Here is an 18,092-nt window from a genome sequence, read left to right as displayed (position 1 = left end):
ATCGAAAAACAAACGATCATGCAGTTAACGAATCGCTCCAAACAAGTCAGCAATAAGGAAATGACGCTGGCCGAGAAGATGTATCTACCTGCCATTGTGGGCGGGTTAGCCATCACAATCAGCCACTTTTTCCGGAAGAAGCCAACTATTCAATACCCCGAGGTAAAAAAATACCTTGGCCCGATCTACCGTGGGCACCACGTACTGAAACGTGATGAACAGGGCCGGGAACGTTGCACAGCCTGTGGTCTATGCGCTGTTGCCTGTCCTGCCGAAGCCATCTCGATGGTAGCGGCAGAACGCAAAAAAGGGGAAGAAGGATTATATAGAGAAGAGAAATACGCGGCTGTTTACGAGATAAATATGTTACGCTGTATTTTCTGTGGTCTGTGCGAAGAGGCCTGCCCGAAACAGGCCGTTTACCTGCGCCACGACCGCATGGTGCCGGTTTTCATGGAGCGTGACGATGTCATTTATGGCAAAGACAAACTGGTGGAGAAAATGGATGACCGGTATATCCGAATCGCCAACTCCGAAGTGCAGACCACCCCAACCGAACCAAGCCTAACGCGGGCGGCTACCTAGCCGCTCGCTGTCTTCTCTACCATTCTCTAGTTAATTGAGCTATGACCGAATCTATAACTGAGTTTACAACTTTCTTTAAGACGTTAACCCCAACCGGTTATCTGTTTCTGGCCCTAACGGCGCTTACGCTATTTAGCGCGATTGGCGTTGTAACGGCCCGTAACCCTATTTATAGCGTTCTGGCGCTTATCGCTACCTTCTTCTGCCTTTCAGGCCATTATATTTTACTAAATGCCCAGTTTCTGGCAGCGGTGAATATCATTGTCTATGCGGGTGCTATCATGGTCCTGTTTTTGTTCACGATCATGTTCCTGAACCTGCGGAAAGAAGATGAAGAATCGAAAACGAATCTGACCAAAATGATTTCGGTCGTTGTTGGCGGCATACTGATGATTATGCTGATCACAATTTTCCGGGCAAAAAGTGCGCAGGTTCCAACGGTTAGTGCCGCGACTTTCAGCAATAAAACGGGACTTGTAGAGAACCTGGGGCAGTTACTCTATAGCGACTATATTTTGCCTTTCGAATTAGCCTCTGTTCTGTTCCTGGTGGCCATGGTTGGCGCAGTCATGCTTGGCAAGCGTGAAGCCGGTGATCGCCATTTCTGATCGGAATTCTCTATTTTTAAGCCGCTCAATGAGCGGCTTTTTTGTTTTTAGGCACCCTGTAAACGAATGAGAGGGACGCACAGGTAAAACTTGTACTTATCAAAAGAAAATAGTATGCTTGCATAATAATTTCCGAATCAAGTGTAATTTTTCGCCTACGAAATAAGTTATTGCCTTGAGTTGCCTGCTTAATCAGTAAAACAACATCGCATTTTTATGGACGCATACATTGTAGCCGGATACCGTACAGCCGTGGGTAAAGCACCGCGCGGAGGGCTCCGTTTTACCCGCCCTGATGATATGGCGGCTGACGTTATTAAGCATTTACTGAGTCAGGTTCCTTCACTTGACCCGGCTCGTGTTGAAGACCTCATTGTTGGGAATGCCGTTCCCGAAGCGGAACAAGGCATGCAGATTGCCCGCTACATTGCGTTGTTATCACTCCCCAACAGTGTTCCCGGCATGACCATCAATCGGTATTGTGGCTCTGGACTGGAAGCGATTGCAATTGCCTCCGCCAAAATCCATGCTGGCCTGGCCGACTGTATTATTGCCGGTGGAACGGAATCCATGTCGATGGTGCCGGTAATGGGGTGGAAAACAGCCCTCAACTACGAAATTGCCAAAGCTCACCCCGATTATTATATAGGCATGGGCCTCACCGCCGAACAGGTTGCCCAGCAATTCAACATCAGCCGCGATGCCCAGGATGAGTTTGCCTACGCGTCGCACCAAAAGGCGCTGGCCGCCCAGAAAGACGGCAAGTTCACGGATGAAATCGTCCCCATTAAGGTAAGCGAAACGTATTTCGACGCAGAAAGCAATAAAAAGAAAACCCGAGAGTGGACGGTTGCGCAGGATGAAGGTCCTCGCAAAGACACAAGTGCCGAAGGCTTGGCTAAATTAAAGCCCGTCTTCGCAGCTGGTGGATCGGTTACTGCTGGTAATTCGTCACAAACCTCCGATGGAGCTGCGTTTGTCGTCGTCATGTCGGAGCGCCTGGTAAATGAGTTAAATCTTCAGCCCGTTGCTCGCATGGTATCCTACGCGACAGCTGGTGTTGAGCCCAAAATTATGGGTATTGGCCCCGTTGCGGCCATCCCTATTGCGCTCAAAAAAGGTGGGCTCAAGCAGGATGATATTGATCTAATTGAACTGAATGAAGCTTTTGCGGCTCAGTCATTAGCGGTTATTCAGGAATTAGGCCTCGATCCCAGCAAGATAAACCCAAACGGTGGCGCCATCGCACTGGGCCACGCACTCGGCTCTACGGGCGCGCGATTGTCGGTACAATTGCTTAATGAAATGCGCCGTCGCGATCAGAAATACGGAATGGTCTCCGCCTGCGTTGGTGGCGGACAGGGTGTTGCCGGAATTTTTGAGCGGCTTAATTGACGGACTATATGGTTTTTTACTGAACCGGATGCTGGCTTCCAGCATCCGGTTTTTGTGTTAAAGGGACTTTCAAAGCGCTCTTATCTTTCCAAAAAAACGGATAGGATTATTTACACTAAAAATATTATTAGTATGCTTGCATACTACTTTTGAAATGATTTTATTTGTTAACGAATTAGTATGCAAGCATAATAAACTCTTTTTGATATGATCGCGGCAGAACCAAAAGCCTCCTTAAAAGGTGGCGAATTTCTGATCAAGGAAACGCAGGCATCACAGGTCTTTATTCCTGAAGAATTTACTGAAGAGCAGCAGATGATTGCGGCTACCTGCCGCGAATTTCTGGAACGGGAGATCTGGCCACGTCTAAATGAAATTGACAATGCCAAGTCCCCCGAATTGATTTCATCATTGATGGACAAAGCCGGTGAACTGGGTATTCTGGGCACATCCGTACCGGAACAGTACGGCGGTTTTGGTACCAATTTTAATACGTCCATGCTGGTCGCTGAAGTGACAGGTGCGGGCCATTCCTTTTCGGTGGCGTTATCAGCTCATACCGGTATTGGTACGTTACCCATTGTATATTATGGGAACGAAGACCAAAAATCGAAATACCTTCCTAAACTAGCATCTGGTGAGTGGAAAGCCGCTTACTGCTTAACGGAGCCTGATTCGGGTTCAGATGCTAACTCGGGAAAAACTAAAGCAGTACTAACCGAAGATGGTACCCATTATGTGTTGAATGGGCAAAAAATGTGGATTACTAACGGTGGTTTTGCCGATGTCTACATTGTCTTTGCTAAAATTGACGATGGCAACGGCCAACCGGACAAAAACCTGTCGGCATTCATTGTCGAGCGTGGATATGAAGGCATCACGATGAATGAGCCGGAGCATAAGATGGGCATCAAAGGCTCTGACACTCGTCAGATTTTCTTTAATGACTGCAAAGTACCGGTTGAAAACCTATTGTCAGAACGTGGTAATGGTTTCAAAATCGCCGTTAACATTCTGAACATTGGACGGATTAAGCTGGGCATTGCCGCCGTGGGTGGCTCGAAAGAAGTGATCAATAATGCCATTCGTTATTCGAACGAACGGAAGCAATTCAAAACGGCGATTTCTGAGTTCGGTGCGATCAAGCACAAACTAGCCGAAATGGCCTTGAAAGTATATGCATCTGAAACGGCTTCTTACCGGGCTGGCCAAAACATCGACGACCTGATCGAAGACCTTAAAAGCCAGGGACTCGACGACGCTTCGGCCAAATTGAAAGCGCTGGAGCAGTTTTCTATCGAGTGCGCCATCATGAAAGTACACGGTTCAGAAGCTCTGGATTATGTAGTTGACGAGGGCGTTCAGGTATACGGTGGTATGGGCTATTCAGCCGACGCGCCGATGGACCGGGCTTACCGCGACGCACGTATCAATCGGATTTTTGAAGGTACGAACGAAATCAACCGGATGCTGGTCGTAGATATGCTGCTGAAGCGGGCTATGAAAGGCGAACTTGACTTGATGGGTCCGGCGATGGCCGTTGCCAAAGAGATCATGTCTATCCCTGATTTCAATACCGAAGAGGAAGACGGTGTATTTATTGCGGAGAAAAAAGTCATTCGCAATCTGAAAAAAGCCGCTCTAATGGTATCGGGTGCTGCTGTGCAAAAGTTCATGATGAACCTCTCGAACGAGCAGGAAATTCTGATGAACGTGGCCGATATGGCTATCGAAATTTACGTAGCTGAATCAGTGTTGCTACGCGTTGAAAAACTCATTGGAATCAAAGGCGAAGAAGCTGTTGCTCTTCAGAAGCAGATGGCGTTGGTTTACTTGCACGAAGCGGTTGAGAAAGTCAACAACTCAGGGCGGTCGGCTATTACGTCGTTTGCCGAAGGCGATGAGCTACGGGGTATGCTGATGGGCTTGAAACGGTTTACGAAAATTGAACCGATGAACCTCAAAGACGCCCGGCGCCAGATTGCTGATGCGATGATTGCCGAGAACAAGTATATTTTTTAGAAGACGTAAAGAGTCGATCCATAGCGAGCCAGTCCTTGAACAGGGGCTGGCTCGTTTGTTTGTGGACATGTCAATAAACGCAGTCCCTACTGACACAGGGCTGTCACTACCCCACGCGATCTTTGTCATGTTATTTACAAACGCCAAAAATCATGACAACGCAACTGGAAATTCCTGAAAAAGCCCTACAAATCGAAGAAACAGAATCGTTTACGGCCCTTTGTTTTACGACTCGCGCGACCTTATCAACACTGGAGCGACATGTATTTAACGTTATGGATAGTCTTTACGCAGAAGCTACTCACCTTGAACTGGAGGTCAGCGGCCCGGTTCAATGGATTTACACAGGTGTCAACGGCGATGAAACGAATGAATTCCAGTTGGAGATTGCCTTACCCGTTCGCCAGCCAGGTAGTCAGTCCGACACATTTCCCTACAAGGTATTTCCTTCCTTTCGATGTGCCTTCTATACCTACGCGGGGCCCTGGAGCGATTTTGGTCCACTATACGATACACTTTTTGGTCAACTTTATCGGGACGGGTATCAGAACGATGGGTATTTGCGGGAGGTCTATGCTGTTGTTGATCGGGAAAATCCGGCGCGTTGCGTAACTGAAATACAGATTAAGCTGGTATAACCTTAATAACCTGCAATAACTTGGCACCGAAGCTGGTAGAAAACCCGGCTTTGGTGCTTTTTTTATAGACTCGAAAGCCTGTCTAACTAACATAGTATCAACGAGTCTCCCCAAACGGCTATTCATGAAAAATCAAGACTTCAATTCCCGGCGTACTTTTCTACGTAATCTTGGTACAGGCGCATCGGCTCTATCATTGCCACTTCTTGGCTATGGTAACGACCAGTTTGTCCAGAATGAATCCAGCGGCCTTTATTCGTTGTTGACAAATCCGGCCAATGAACGCGCAGGCCAGCCTGGTCGTAAGCTAGGCATTGCCTTGGTTGGATTGGGCTATTATAGCAAAAACCTGTTAGCGACTGCTTTACAGCAAACCCAAAATTGCCGTCTGGCCGGCATTGTGACAGGCACACCCGCGAAAGCCGAAGAGTGGATGCAAAAATTTAACATTCCGAAGGCAAACGTCTATGACTATAAAAACTTCGACCGCATCGCCGATAACAAAGATATTGACGTAGTGTATGTGGTACTGCCCAACTCCATGCACGAGGAGTTCGTTGTTCGGGCGGCTCAGGCGGGCAAGCACGTCATTTGTGAGAAACCAATGGCCATTACGCCAAAGGCTTGCCAGAATATGATTGATGCCTGTAAGAAGGCCAATAAACAACTGGCAGTTGGTTACCGGCTGCATTACGAGCCATTCACGAAAGAAGTGATGCGCTTAGGCCAGGAGAAAGTCTTTGGAGCCGTTAAGTTTGTGGAAAGCAGTGATGGATTTCGTATTGGCGATCCAACGCAGTGGCGCATGAAGAAGTCGATGGCGGGTGGTGGTCCACTCATGGATGTTGGTATCTATGCCGTCCAGGGCGCACGATACGTAACCGGCGAAGAGCCGATTTCAGTAACCGCTCAGTTTTCACCTAAAACGGAACCAGATAAATTCAAAGAAGTTGAAGAGACCATGTTCTGGCAGTTCCAGTTTCCGAGTGGCGCCGTTTCCAACTCAACCACAAGTTATACCGCGGGTGTCGAGCGGCTCAGAGCTTCCTGCGAGAAAGGCTGGTTTGAGCTATCGCCCGCTTTTGGCTATGGTCCACTTAAAGGAATGACCAGCAAAGGACCGATAGAAATGCCCATTGTGAACCATCAGGCCGCTCATATGGATGGCGTTTGTAAAGACCTTCTCGATGGCAAACAACTACCCGACCACGTTACGGGTGCCGAAGGACTGCGCGATGTTAAACTTTTACAGGCCATTTATCAGGCCGCCGAAACGGGTAAAAAAATAAATTTGAAGGCGTAGGAAAAATCTGTCAAGCTGGTGCGTGTAGTAGTAGAACTCACGTCACTAGCTTGGCTGAGTAAAAAGGGCAGAGAGATTAGTAGCCAGCTTTTTACTCCAGTGACTGCATCAGCACCTGAGCCTTGCGGATATTTGTATTTGCCCGGTCGGTTTCAATGAGGCCATCGCGGAGCCGGATTATACGGTGCGCATATTCGGCGATGTCTTCTTCGTGGGTAACCATGATCACCGTGTTGCCCTTACTATGAATCTGGTCAAAGAGGTCCATGATCTCATAGGAAGTCTTGGTATCGAGGTTACCCGTTGGCTCATCGGCCAGCAAAATACTTGGGTCATTGACCAGAGCCCGTGCAACGGCTACCCGTTGCCGCTGTCCCCCCGAAAGCTCATTGGGCCGGTGACCAGCCCGGTTCTCCAGACCTACGTTTTTCAGCGCCATCATCGCCTTTTCAGTACGGTCGGCTTTGCTATAACCCGCGTAGATGAGCGGCAAAGCCACATTCTCAAGCGACGTTTGGCGGGGTAACAGGTTAAACGTCTGGAAAACGAAGCCGATTTCTTTGTTACGTACCTCGGCCAGGTCATTTTCACGCATGCCGCTCACATCCTGGCTGTTCAAAATATATTGACCGGAGGTCGGTGAATCCAGACAGCCGACTATGTTCATCAGTGTGGATTTACCGGAACCCGATGGACCCATAAATGCAACATATTCACCTTTCTGAATACTAATGGTAATGGACTTAAGTGCGTCAACAACTTCAGTACCCATTACATAACGCTTGGCAATACTGCGGGTTTCAATAATATTCATAGTTTGGCAAGGCTGAATAGACAAATCTACTTTATTGTAGAAACTTCTCTCTACTCTTTTCGATCGACGCTAATTTTTCCTGATAAGTTGCCCTAAATGCCTGATAATCGGCAGGGGTTGTAGCCGCCTGAAGCTTAGCCAGTCCACTTTCGGCATAATCGGGTAAGCTTAACGCCAGACATAACGTAATGTATGTCTTAAGCAAATCAGGATTATCTTCGTTGAAAGGCAAAGCCGTCAGAATGAGATCGTACGCCGACTTCGTTTGTTTTTTCTGTTGGGCAAGTTGGGCAGCCGCCGTAACAATCCGAGCGTTTAAAGGCGCGAGCCGAAGGGCTTGCCGATACATCTTTTGCGCCAGATCAACGTGTCGGGTACGTTCGTACGTCTGCCCCAACCAGTAATCCCGCTCCGCCTGGTGTTGCGGCAAGATAAACTCTTTTGCCATGGTCTCCGCCGAACCGACACTCCGTCGGAAAGCCGATAAACGAATGGCAGCCACGTTTCGGAGGGAGGTTGCGATGGGGCTAACCTGTTTGGCATTAGGTAATCCCGATAGCACCAGTTGTGCATTTCGCCACTGCATTTGATCGAGATAATCGTTTATCAGAGCAACACCCGCCACCGTTTTCAGGCTGGGGTCCAGAATTGTTTCCCAATAGGCTCCCCGATTAGGATCATCGGTTCTGTACATTGCGTAAAACGCTTTTTCCAGATCCGTTTGTGGCTTACGTTCCTGATAAAGCACTTGCTTCAGGGCGGCTACAGCCGAATCATTTTTAGCGGCTATTTCCCAAAATGACTGTGCCAGGGCGGGGTCATTGGCTTTGGTATAAGCCACGGCCCGGTAATAGATCGACGTGGTGTCTGAATTCGCGCCAAATGTTTCGGCCGCCTGATGGTACAAGCCCTGCTCCAGCATCCATAAGCCCGTTATGGATCGATAGGCCGCTCCGTTGCGCTGGTCATTCTCCGCCAACTGGCTCAACAGGCTAAACGCCACAGATTGATTATGTCGCTTGTATTCACCAACGGCACGGGCGAGCAACAAATCGTCCGTAAAATCCTGGTTTACAGGATCCTCCGCCAGGCGCTGAAGCTTACCCGTTACGGAACTGTCAGGATTTTGTTCGGCTAGCGTATAGTTGTATAGACTGGCAAACCGCCCAACACTTAATCCCTGCTTAGCCAATTCACTTGATAACCAGGCAGGCTTAAGTGGTTGGTTATTAGCCGTTGGCGAAATTAGCTGAAGAGCGAATGCATTGGCCTGATACGACTCATAAGCAAGGTCTTTCTTATCCGAAAGTATTGTCGAATCGGCCGCTATAACTTGGGGATTACGGGCATAAAACGCCAATAGGTTTGCCTCCGGAACCTCGTCCCGGTCTGCCTGCGTTGTTGCCGACTTTAAATAGTAATAAGCTGAGTCGGCTACGCTCGTACGGGCATAAAGGAACCCAAGATTATTCCGAAGTTCGCCACTTTTGGGGAAGGCCCGAATACCGCGCTGAAGGGCTTTTACGGCTTCAAAAAACAGATTCGTTTGCAGATACGTCTGGCTTAGCCCTACATAATCCTGCGGATTTGGTTGCTTTAGAAGCGCCTGCTGAAAAAAGAAAGCAGCCGCCGTTTGATTGTTCTGCGACAAGGCCAGCGAGGCCATCGCATAGTTCGACTTATGGTTCTGAAACTCCTGCTCTAACGCCAGTTGGTAAAACGCATTGGCTGATCTAGGCTCGTTGGCAGCTGTGTATAAATCACCCAGACCGTTATAATAACCCGCTATACTCTGTCGGAACGCAATGGCCCCACCCGACGCGACCAGCACCACGACACCAAACACGCCCACTACCCGAAACAGGCTTAACTCAAGCCGTTTGGGTTTGTAAAGAATCCGATAAACGGGCAGGTTTTGCTGAAAGATTGGCCAGAAATTTATCAGAATATACGCCACAAAAGCCACGCCCATGGCCAGGTGCGTGTACACAATTACATCTTCGAACATCTCCACCAATGGATCGTTGGCTGTGGCAAAGGCATAACCCATGGTGAGCGTAGTGAGCAGGGCCGTCCCCAAATATAAATAAGCACCGGCATCGCGGAATGAGAACGCTTCCTGCTGCTCGATCAACCGCCGGAAGCCCCATAGGCCCAGCGTGACGGAAATAAGATACAGCACAAACGGGCTGATAGCCAGTACATCCCAATCAATGGATTTGGTATTCTTGAGCCAGATGAGCACCAGGTTGATCAGGTACAGAAAGCTAATAAACAAAAAGTTATTCATCCCCAGAACCCGCCGTTGGCCGGAAGCAGCCGCTGTTGCGTCTGAACGCCCGGCTGATGTCAGCCAAACCAGTCCGGCAATGATTTCGGTGGCAATGAAGAAAATAAATTCGATACTAAAGACCAGCAGCACCGGCATTCCATAACTCACAATGACCAAAGCGGGAAACTTCACCGGCGAAAAGGCGCCCAAAATCCCCGCAATAAGTGCTGTTAACAGCGCAAAGACACCAAGCCGACTAATGATGGTACGATCTGGCCGGAACGCATGAAAATAGTAGCTGACCGACCCGAAAATAAACGTTAGAAGTAAAAACAGATAGTTACTGCCCAGCCCGGGTATTTCGAGCATTTCCCACCGAAAGAAAGCCAGACCGAGTATGAGCACAGCCATACTGATCAGGTAACGTACGCGGCTAAAGCGGGTAATGGCGCTCATCAAAAGCACAAACGACAGGCAGATACCAACCATAAAGACCGTGGCGACACCCGGCCGCACCTGCATGCCCGAGGGGACAAATTGCTCGGAAACGGCATAGGCTTTTCCATCGACAGCATAGTCGAGCAGGCCGTCGGAGAAGCGATGAAACGTGATAGGCACCTCATTGAGCTCACTCAGGACATCCCAATGAACAACATTGGTAAGCCCTTTTGCCCAACTGACGGCTAACGCAACGATACTGAAAATGAAGACAATAAAGCTAAACAGATAGGTCAGCCTATACGAGCGGCCCCAATCTTTCCAGAAAAATAAGGATGACATGAAAAAGAAACGCAGTTAGCCCCGGGTTAGTGTCGTTTAACGACACAGGTTTTTCGAAAGCTATTCTCTGCCCGTCATCTTTGTCAGTTTTAGCAACTTTTCGGCCACCTCATCTGTCAATTGGCCGGGTTGTAAACGCCACTGCCAGCTTCGTCCACCCAGACCGGGCGTATTCATTCGATTTGTTTCGTCGAGATTGAGAATGTCCTGAATAGGAATAATCGCCAACCGTGCTACCGACTGCATGGTCAGACGGCAAACCTGGTCCACTACATTTTCTTCGGTTACTTCAAACCCAAGGTATTCATTCATGCGCTGCCGATGTTCGTCATCGGACTCCCGAAACCAGCCCAGGGTCGTATTATTGTCGTGGGTACCCGAATACACCACAAAATTTTCGGAGTGGTTGTGTACGGCATAAGTCGACGTGGGCATATCCTCACCAAATCCAAACTGGACAACCCGCATACCCGGAATGCCATAATGGCGCAGATACGCCTGAATGTCGGCCGCTTTAGCCCCGAGGTCTTCGGCAATAATGGGCAATTGCACGAACTGCCGGTGCATGGCATGCATGAACGCTTCGATCGGTGCTTTAACCCATTCGCCCACTTTAGCCGTCGGTTCGCTGGCCGGAATCTCCCAGTAGACCGCAAATCCCAGAAAATGGTCCAGTCGAGTCAGGCTGTATAAAGACATCTGGTGCCGTAACCGACGCATCCACCAGGCAAATTCCGTACGCTCATGTTCGGCCCAGTCATAAATAGGGTTACCCCAGCGCTGCCCATCCTCGCTGAAATAGTCGGGAGGAGCACCGGCAACAAAGAGGGGCTGAAAATGCTTATCCAGTTTGAACAACGTTGGATTTGCCCAAACATCGGCACTATTCAGTTGGACATAGATGGGAATATCGCCTATGAGGTGAATTTTCCGGGTGTAGCAGTAGGCGATCAGTTCATTCCACTGCCGCATGAAAAAGTATTGAAGAACTTTTATTACCTCGATTCGGTCCTGCAGCAAATCCTTCTGCCGCGCCAGTTCATCGGGCTCACGGCGAACGATTTCTGCAGGCCAGCGAATCCAGAATGGTTCACCCGTTGCCTCCTGCAAGGCGGAAAAAAGCGCGTAATCGTTAAGCCAGTCGGCTTGCCAGCTACAAAATCGATCATAATCACTCCGTTGCGCCGGACTTGCCTCACGCAGAAAAGTCTGAGCCGCCTGCTCCAGTAACGGACGTTTTTTGATCCAGGCCGCGTGAAGTGTAGAGGGAGCCATTACGAGCGGCCCCGCCAGCACCGTCGTTGTGTCATCCGACGTGGCAGGAACTTCTGTTATGGTTACGTCGCGAACGGGCTGTTCGTTAAATACGGCTAATTCATCCGGATCAAGCAATTTTTCGTCCGCCAGTTTTTCGAGGCTAATCATCAACGTGTTGCCCGCAAACGCCGATGGGCTGCTGTAGGGCGAGAAACCGGCCCCCGGATCGATGGGGGTTAATGGCAGAATCTGCCAATAGGTCTGCCCGGATTTCGCCAAAAAATCAGCAAATTGATACGCTTCAGGACCCAAGTCGCCCACGCCGTGAGCGGAAGGCAGTGATGTAATATGGAGTAGTAGACCACTCGAACGTTGTTGCAGCATGAAAAGAGAAGTTGTGAGTCGTCGCTTGATGGTCTGTACCCATGGGCTTTAGCCCGCATATAAATTGGAGAGAACCACAGGCTAAAGCCCATGGGTACAGACCACCCATTGACCACAGACTTGTTTTTGTACAAATCCGCCCGAAGCTACTTTTGTTTACTTTTTATCGTAAAAACCTTATTGCCAAACCTATTCCGGTAAGAATCAGCGAGAAAATGACTGGGTCGATCCTTGACCTTACGCGGTTTTTCTCCTACTTTTGCAGTCCCAAACAATGGGCAACATATAATTAAAAGAATATCCTATACAAATGAGTACGGCAACGGCAGTCAATACGGGTAAGATTACGCAAATAATCGGGCCGGTCGTGGACGTGAGTTTCGAGGGCGAAGGCTCACGGATTCCCGCCATCCTGGACGCCCTCAAAGTAACTAAAGCCAATGGACAACAGGTGATTCTGGAAGTTCAGCAACACCTAGGCGAAGACCGTGTTCGGACAATCGCGATGGACTCGACAGATGGCCTATACCGGGGTATAGATGTTGTTGACCTGGGCCATCAGATTACGATGCCAACGGGCGAAGGTATCCGGGGTCGGCTTTTCAACGTCGTTGGCGAAGCCATTGACGGTATTCCGCAACCGACCACGACGGGAGTTGGCCTGCCCATCCACCGTGCTGCACCAAAATTTGAAGACCTGGCGACCTCAACCGAAGTTCTGTTTACAGGGATTAAAGTTATCGACTTGCTGGAACCTTACGCGAAAGGTGGTAAAATCGGTCTCTTCGGTGGTGCTGGTGTTGGTAAAACTGTATTGATTCAGGAATTGATCAACAATATCGCCAAAGCCTACGCAGGTCTGTCTGTATTTGCGGGTGTTGGCGAGCGTACCCGTGAAGGAAATGACCTTCTTCGTGAAATGATCGAAGCGGGTATCATCCGGTACGGTGATGCCTTTAAACATTCGATGGAAGAAGGCGGCTGGGATCTGTCCAAAGTTGATTTGGCCGAAATGACCAACAGCCAGGCAACCTTCGTATTCGGCCAGATGAACGAGCCACCAGGCGCCCGTGCCCGGGTAGCCTTGTCAGGTTTAACCATTGCCGAACACTTCCGCGATGGCGACGGTGAAGGCGAAGGTCGTGACATTCTGTTCTTCGTTGACAATATCTTCCGTTTTACGCAGGCAGGTTCTGAGGTATCGGCTCTCTTGGGTCGTATGCCATCGGCCGTAGGGTACCAGCCTACGCTGGCTACCGAAATGGGTGTCATGCAGGAGCGGATTACCTCCACCAAACGGGGTTCGATCACATCGGTGCAGGCCGTTTATGTACCTGCCGATGACTTGACTGACCCGGCTCCAGCGACGACTTTTGCTCACTTGGATGCTACGACCGTATTGAGCCGTAAAATCTCTGAGTTGGGTATTTATCCTGCCGTGGATCCACTCGATTCTACATCACGTATCTTGTCAGCCGAAATTCTTGGCGATGAGCATTACAATACCGCCCAACGCGTTAAGGAAATTCTGCAACGCTACAAAGAATTGCAGGATATCATTGCCATTCTTGGTCTGGAAGAATTATCGGAAGAAGACAAACTGATCGTAAGCCGCGCTCGTCGGGTACAACGCTTCCTGTCGCAGCCATTCTTCGTAGCGGAGCAGTTCACCGGCTTGAAAGGGGTTCTGGTTCCTATCGAAGATACGATCAAAGGTTTCAACCAAATCATTGACGGTAAGTACGATCACTTGCCTGAAGCAGCTTTTAACCTGGTTGGTACGATTGAAGACGCCGTTGCGAAAGGCGAACGGCTCCTGAAAGAGTCTGGTCAATAAACGATTCAACAATTTAATGCGTTGTTAATCGGTGCGCGGAGACTTACGCTCCACTCTTTAGTCTAATGGTCTGAAATTAAAAATACACTTGATTTTTATGAAAACGATTAGACTAAAGAGTGGAGTAGTTATGTTATCAGCAAGCTTGTTTTTTGCTGCGGTGGTCTCTGCACAGGCTGCAACTCCAGTTGCTCAAATGGCACGGGTGATAGACTCGACCGTTATACAGGATTCTTCGTCAACGACACACTTAGACAACGCCGTAGCGGCCTTGAATAAGGGCGATAAAGCCACAACAACCCAAGAGCTAAAGGCGGGTATCAGTGGCCTGGAGGCTGAAGCGCAGACCAAGCCTACTTCGTTTAAAGACAAGCTACTGGCTCAAGCGAGCAAGCTAAAAGCGTTACTACCCCTGATTCCAACGGGTGCACTAGGCAGTGGTGTTTTAGGAAAAGCGGTCAGTTTGGCTAAACTTGCCTCGGGTGGCAACAAACTGGAAGGTATTTTAGCCGCCGGTTCTTTATTAGGAAAAGGCAGCCAGTTAACCAGTGGTTTATCCGGTATTGGTAGCGTGCTGTCCGGTTTGGGTGGTGGTTCATCCGCTGGTCAATCGCTGGTATCAACAGCCTTGGCAACCGTTGGCAAACTCAACCAAGGCGGCCTTGCCGCCAAAGCGGCAGAACCCGTAGCCAAGAGCCAGATCAACAGTGTGCTTAATTTTGTAAAAGGAGCTTTATAAAAAATGATGAATTGTAAATGAGGAATGATCTATAAAATCATTTATAATTCATCATTTATAATTCATCATCCCATAGTATGACAGTAGACATTATTACGCCCGACCGTAAAGTTTTTTCTGGAGAGGCCAATGCGGTTACATTTCCGGGTACTCAAGGTCAGTTTCAGGTTCTGAACAACCATGCACCTTTAGTTAGTACGCTCGATAAAGGACAAATTGTCGTGCAAACAGCTTCGGGGCAGCAAACCTTCACGGTTGATGGTGGCGTCGTTGAAGTACTTCAAAATAAAGTACTGGTGCTTGCCGAAGCGATTGTACTCTAAACAATATCTCTTTTTGTCTTAAAAGCGATTCACTTTACCCAAGTGGACCGCTTTTTTTATTGACAGTTCATCTCCAGCTATCTAGTCTTGACGAAAACATGACCACCAAACCGTTTATTGTCGGCATCACCGGCGGCAGTGCTTCAGGCAAAACGTCTTTTTTGAAAGGTGTGCTTAATGCCTTTAACAGTGACCAGATTTGCCTGATTTCGCAGGATAATTATTACCTCAGCCGCGACGTGATTCCGGTAGACGACCAGGGCATCCATAATTTCGATCTACCCGAAACAATCGATCACCACCTGTATGCCCAGCATATCGGCCAGCTCCGTAAGGGCGAAACTGTAATCCAGAAAGAATACACGTTCAACAATCCGAACATTATTCCGAAGATGCTGACGTTTCAGCCCGCACCAATCATTATTGTTGAAGGCATCTTCGTTTTTCACTTCCGTGAACTGGCTGACCAGATGGACCTGAAAATCTTTATTGACGCCAAAAACAGTATTAAACTCGAACGGCGCGTGAAACGGGACGCCGAAGAACGGGGCTATGACCTCGACGACGTTATGTACCGCTGGAAATATCACGTCAAACCCACGTATCGGCAATTTATCAAACCCTACCGTGCCGAAGCTGACATCGTGATCCCCAATAACAATCACTATCAGAAAGGGCTGGATGTTGTGATTGAGTTTCTGAAAACGAAGGTGTAAAAAAAGGAGGAGGGAGTAAAGGAAAAAGCTTCGCATGGGCTCCCTCCTTTACTCCTTTTAAATTTCTATCACAACGCCATCACTTTCCGGGTAACCGGTGCAGGTTAGCACCCAGCCTTCATTTAAGTCTCGCTCGGTCAAGACGTCATTGATCGTCATATGGACGCTCCCCGACACGCAACGGGCCACGCACGTAGAGCAGCGGCCGCCCCGGCAACTGTAGGGCAAATGGATACCCTCATCCAGAGCCGCCTGTAAAATAGACTTATAAGCCGGAACCTGAATCTCAACCTCACCAGACTCTCCCTCCCGTCGGCGGATACGCAGCAATACCGTTCGGTCCTGAGCCAGTGCAGGCGGGGGCGTCATCACAACCGGTTTAATGACGAAATCTTCCCGCCGAATCTGGTCAGGGCGGAACCCGCTGAAGATAATTGTAAACTGAGCCGTCCGCATGTAATCACCCGGTCCGCAGATGTAGAACTGGAGCGTCCGTGGATCTGACGTACCGACCAGGTCAGGCAGCAATCGTTCGAGCATAACGTTGTTGAGCCGCCCACGAAGGCCATGCCAGTCGTCAGACGGGTTGCTGAGCAGATAGATCAGCCGAAACCGATCGGGGTATTGCGTCTGTAACTCGTCCAGCTCCGTTCGAAAAATAATGGTTCGCTCGTGGGGACTGCTGTAAAGCAGGGTTACTCGCCGGTGCGGTTCTGTCCATAAGACCTGCTTAATGATAGCGAACAACGGCGTTATCCCACTGCCAGCGCCTAAAAGCACCAAATCGCCCGTGGTCTGTTGATCAACCATAAATCGCCCGGCGGGGTGAAGGCTTTTCAGTTCATCGCCAACCTGTAGTGTGTCGAGCAGATACCGGGATATCTCACCGTTTTCTACCCGTTTGATGGTCAGCCGCAGCGGTTCATCGGCCGCCGAACTGAGCGAATACGATCGTCGGACTTCATGTCCATTGTGAATCAGAATCAATGTCAGAAACTGTCCGGCGCGGTGCCGAACGGGTCGGCCATCCACCGATTCGAGAAAGTAGCTTTTGGCATCTGACGTCTCTGAATAAATACGGGTGATCCGGAGCGTAAGAAAATCGTCGGTCATGAACAGGTCTGCTTTATGCCAAAACTAATCAAATGAGGGCGGATGTTTGAAAGCCCGGTTGATTTACTGAAATTCGCCCCGTTGCGGTCATTCGCTAGCCGCTACGCGACCAAAGAGCGACGTCAATCGTTCTCTTGTAAAATTGTCAGAATCCACGGGTGGATTGGCCGACAGCGTGACATTTTGCCCTCATTCATTGTTTACTATAAAACCGCTTGTAAAATCATCAATGGAAGCACTCCTGGAAGAAGTTCAACGCGTAGGGTATGTGAATAAACCCGTTGCTGACGATATAGATTTAGTGGCCGAGATCAATCGGCTCAAGAAAGAGAAGAATGCCGTTATCCTCGCCCACTATTATGTCAATGGGGCCATTCAGGACATAGCCGATTACATAGGCGACAGCCTGGGTTTGTCGCAGCAGGCAGCCGCAACGCCCGCCGACATGATTGTGTTTTGTGGTGTCCATTTCATGGGCGAAACGGCCAAAGTACTGTCGCCCGAGAAGAAAGTAGTCATTCCCGACCTCAATGCGGGTTGCTCACTCGCCGACTCAGCTCCGGCCGACAAGTTTGCCGAGTTTAAAGCGCAGTACCCTGACCATATTGTGCTGTCGTATATCAACTGCTCGGCCGAAATAAAGGCACTATCCGATATTATCGTCACCTCGTCCAACGCGCTGAAAATTGTCGAGAGTCTGCCCAAAGATCAAAAGATCATTTTCGCTCCTGATGCTAACCTTGGCCGGTTTGTATCCAAAAAAACGGGTCGTGATATGGTGCTTTGGGACGGTGCCTGCATTGTTCATATCGACATTTCGCTGGAGAAGCTGCACAAACTCCGAGTTGATTACCCGGAAGCGAAATTCATTGCTCACCCCGAATGCCAAGAACACATTCTGAGCGAGGCTGATTTTGTAGGTTCGACAACAGCGTTATTGAAATATGTAGTCGACAGCCCGGAGCAAACGTTTATTGTAGGGACGGAAGCGGGTATTCTGCACAAAATGAAAGAAGCGGTGCCGCACAAAAAGATCATTCCGGCACCAGCCACCCAGAACAACACCTGCGCCTGTTCGGAGTGCCCGTACATGAAAATGAATACAATGGAGAAGGTTTATAACGCCATGCTCTACGAACAACCGGAGATCATTGTGCCGGAAGACGTGCGGTTGAAAGCGTATGAATCCGTGGCGCGAATGCTGGAGTTGAGTAAATAGTCAGCGTAAATACGCCTGCATCCTAGTTGCGTCGGAAACAGTAAAAATGAAGTCATTTATGTTCAAGTGGGATAATTGCTCGTTTGT

At 49.2% G+C, this 18,092-nt stretch carries 15 protein-coding genes; 11 read left to right on the top strand and 4 right to left on the bottom strand.

Annotated features, from left to right (window positions below):
- Positions 1–18 precede the first annotated feature (18 nt).
- From ACYVAM_RS05160 to ACYVAM_RS05135, 6 genes are all read left to right on the top strand, one after another.
- Positions 19–585, top strand: a complete 567-nt coding sequence (locus ACYVAM_RS05160; RefSeq protein WP_461064617.1) for a NuoI/complex I 23 kDa subunit family protein — start codon at positions 19–21, stop codon at positions 583–585.
- Between the two features lie 41 nt (positions 586–626).
- Entirely contained in the window at positions 627–1,193 is a 567-nt protein-coding gene (locus ACYVAM_RS05155) for an NADH-quinone oxidoreductase subunit J family protein (protein ID WP_461064615.1), read from the top strand.
- Between the two features lie 216 nt (positions 1,194–1,409).
- Positions 1,410–2,588: an acetyl-CoA C-acyltransferase gene (locus ACYVAM_RS05150; protein WP_461064613.1), complete on the top strand. Its 1,179-nt coding sequence runs from the start codon at positions 1,410–1,412 to the stop codon at positions 2,586–2,588.
- 207 nt (positions 2,589–2,795) lie between these two features.
- On the top strand, positions 2,796–4,610 hold the full coding sequence (locus ACYVAM_RS05145; protein WP_461064611.1) for an acyl-CoA dehydrogenase family protein: 1,815 nt from the start codon (positions 2,796–2,798) through the stop codon (positions 4,608–4,610).
- Between the two features lie 152 nt (positions 4,611–4,762).
- Positions 4,763–5,248 carry a GyrI-like domain-containing protein gene (locus ACYVAM_RS05140; RefSeq protein WP_461064609.1) on the top strand — a complete coding sequence of 162 codons (486 nt, stop codon included), beginning with the start codon at positions 4,763–4,765 and terminating at the stop codon, positions 5,246–5,248.
- 124 nt (positions 5,249–5,372) lie between these two features.
- Positions 5,373–6,551 carry a Gfo/Idh/MocA family protein gene (locus tag ACYVAM_RS05135; protein ID WP_461064607.1) on the top strand — a complete coding sequence of 393 codons (1,179 nt, stop codon included), beginning with the start codon at positions 5,373–5,375 and terminating at the stop codon, positions 6,549–6,551.
- 91 nt (positions 6,552–6,642) lie between these two features.
- Here ACYVAM_RS05135 and ACYVAM_RS05130 read toward each other — a convergent pair whose 3' ends face one another.
- The 3 genes from ACYVAM_RS05130 to malQ are packed head-to-tail and all read right to left on the bottom strand — an operon-like array spanning position 6,643 to position 12,058.
- The gene (locus ACYVAM_RS05130) at positions 6,643–7,365 is read right to left on the bottom strand and encodes an ABC transporter ATP-binding protein (protein WP_461064605.1); all 723 of its coding nucleotides are present in this window, start codon (positions 7,363–7,365) and stop codon (positions 6,643–6,645) included.
- Between the two features lie 31 nt (positions 7,366–7,396).
- Complete coding sequence (locus ACYVAM_RS05125; protein WP_461064603.1) at positions 7,397–10,417, bottom strand: tetratricopeptide repeat protein; 3,021 nt, start codon at positions 10,415–10,417, stop codon at positions 7,397–7,399.
- Between the two features lie 60 nt (positions 10,418–10,477).
- Positions 10,478–12,058 (bottom strand): 4-alpha-glucanotransferase, encoded by a 1,581-nt coding sequence (gene malQ, locus ACYVAM_RS05120; protein WP_461064601.1) that lies wholly within the window; start codon positions 12,056–12,058, stop codon positions 10,478–10,480.
- A 310-nt stretch (positions 12,059–12,368) separates the two neighbouring features.
- Here malQ and atpD point away from each other — a divergent pair, with 310 nt between their 5' ends.
- The 4 genes from atpD (at position 12,369) to udk (ending at position 15,673) form a co-directional block, all read left to right on the top strand.
- On the top strand, positions 12,369–13,895 hold the full coding sequence (gene atpD, locus ACYVAM_RS05115; RefSeq protein WP_461064599.1) for a F0F1 ATP synthase subunit beta: 1,527 nt from the start codon (positions 12,369–12,371) through the stop codon (positions 13,893–13,895).
- 97 nt (positions 13,896–13,992) lie between these two features.
- Positions 13,993–14,634, top strand: a complete 642-nt coding sequence (locus ACYVAM_RS05110; protein ID WP_461064597.1) for a hypothetical protein — start codon at positions 13,993–13,995, stop codon at positions 14,632–14,634.
- Between the two features lie 77 nt (positions 14,635–14,711).
- Positions 14,712–14,957 carry an ATP synthase F1 subunit epsilon gene (gene atpC, locus ACYVAM_RS05105; protein WP_046578701.1) on the top strand — a complete coding sequence of 82 codons (246 nt, stop codon included), beginning with the start codon at positions 14,712–14,714 and terminating at the stop codon, positions 14,955–14,957.
- Positions 14,958–15,055: 98 nt separating this feature from the next.
- Positions 15,056–15,673 carry a uridine kinase gene (udk, locus tag ACYVAM_RS05100; RefSeq protein WP_461064594.1) on the top strand — a complete coding sequence of 206 codons (618 nt, stop codon included), beginning with the start codon at positions 15,056–15,058 and terminating at the stop codon, positions 15,671–15,673.
- A gap of 57 nt (positions 15,674–15,730) precedes the next feature.
- Here the strand turns inward: udk and ACYVAM_RS05095 are convergent, their stop codons facing one another.
- Positions 15,731–16,786, bottom strand: coding sequence for a 2Fe-2S iron-sulfur cluster-binding protein (locus ACYVAM_RS05095; RefSeq protein WP_461064592.1), 1,056 nt, complete (start codon positions 16,784–16,786; stop codon positions 15,731–15,733).
- Positions 16,787–17,015: 229 nt separating this feature from the next.
- Between ACYVAM_RS05095 and nadA the strand changes: the two genes are divergently transcribed.
- Positions 17,016–18,005, top strand: coding sequence for a quinolinate synthase NadA (nadA, locus tag ACYVAM_RS05090; RefSeq protein ID WP_461064590.1), 990 nt, complete (start codon positions 17,016–17,018; stop codon positions 18,003–18,005).
- Positions 18,006–18,092: the final 87 nt, after the last annotated feature.

This window comes from Spirosoma horti (genome assembly GCF_054776595.1).
Note: the sequence above shows the minus strand (reverse complement) of the source record. Positions and strands in the feature narration are given on the sequence as shown.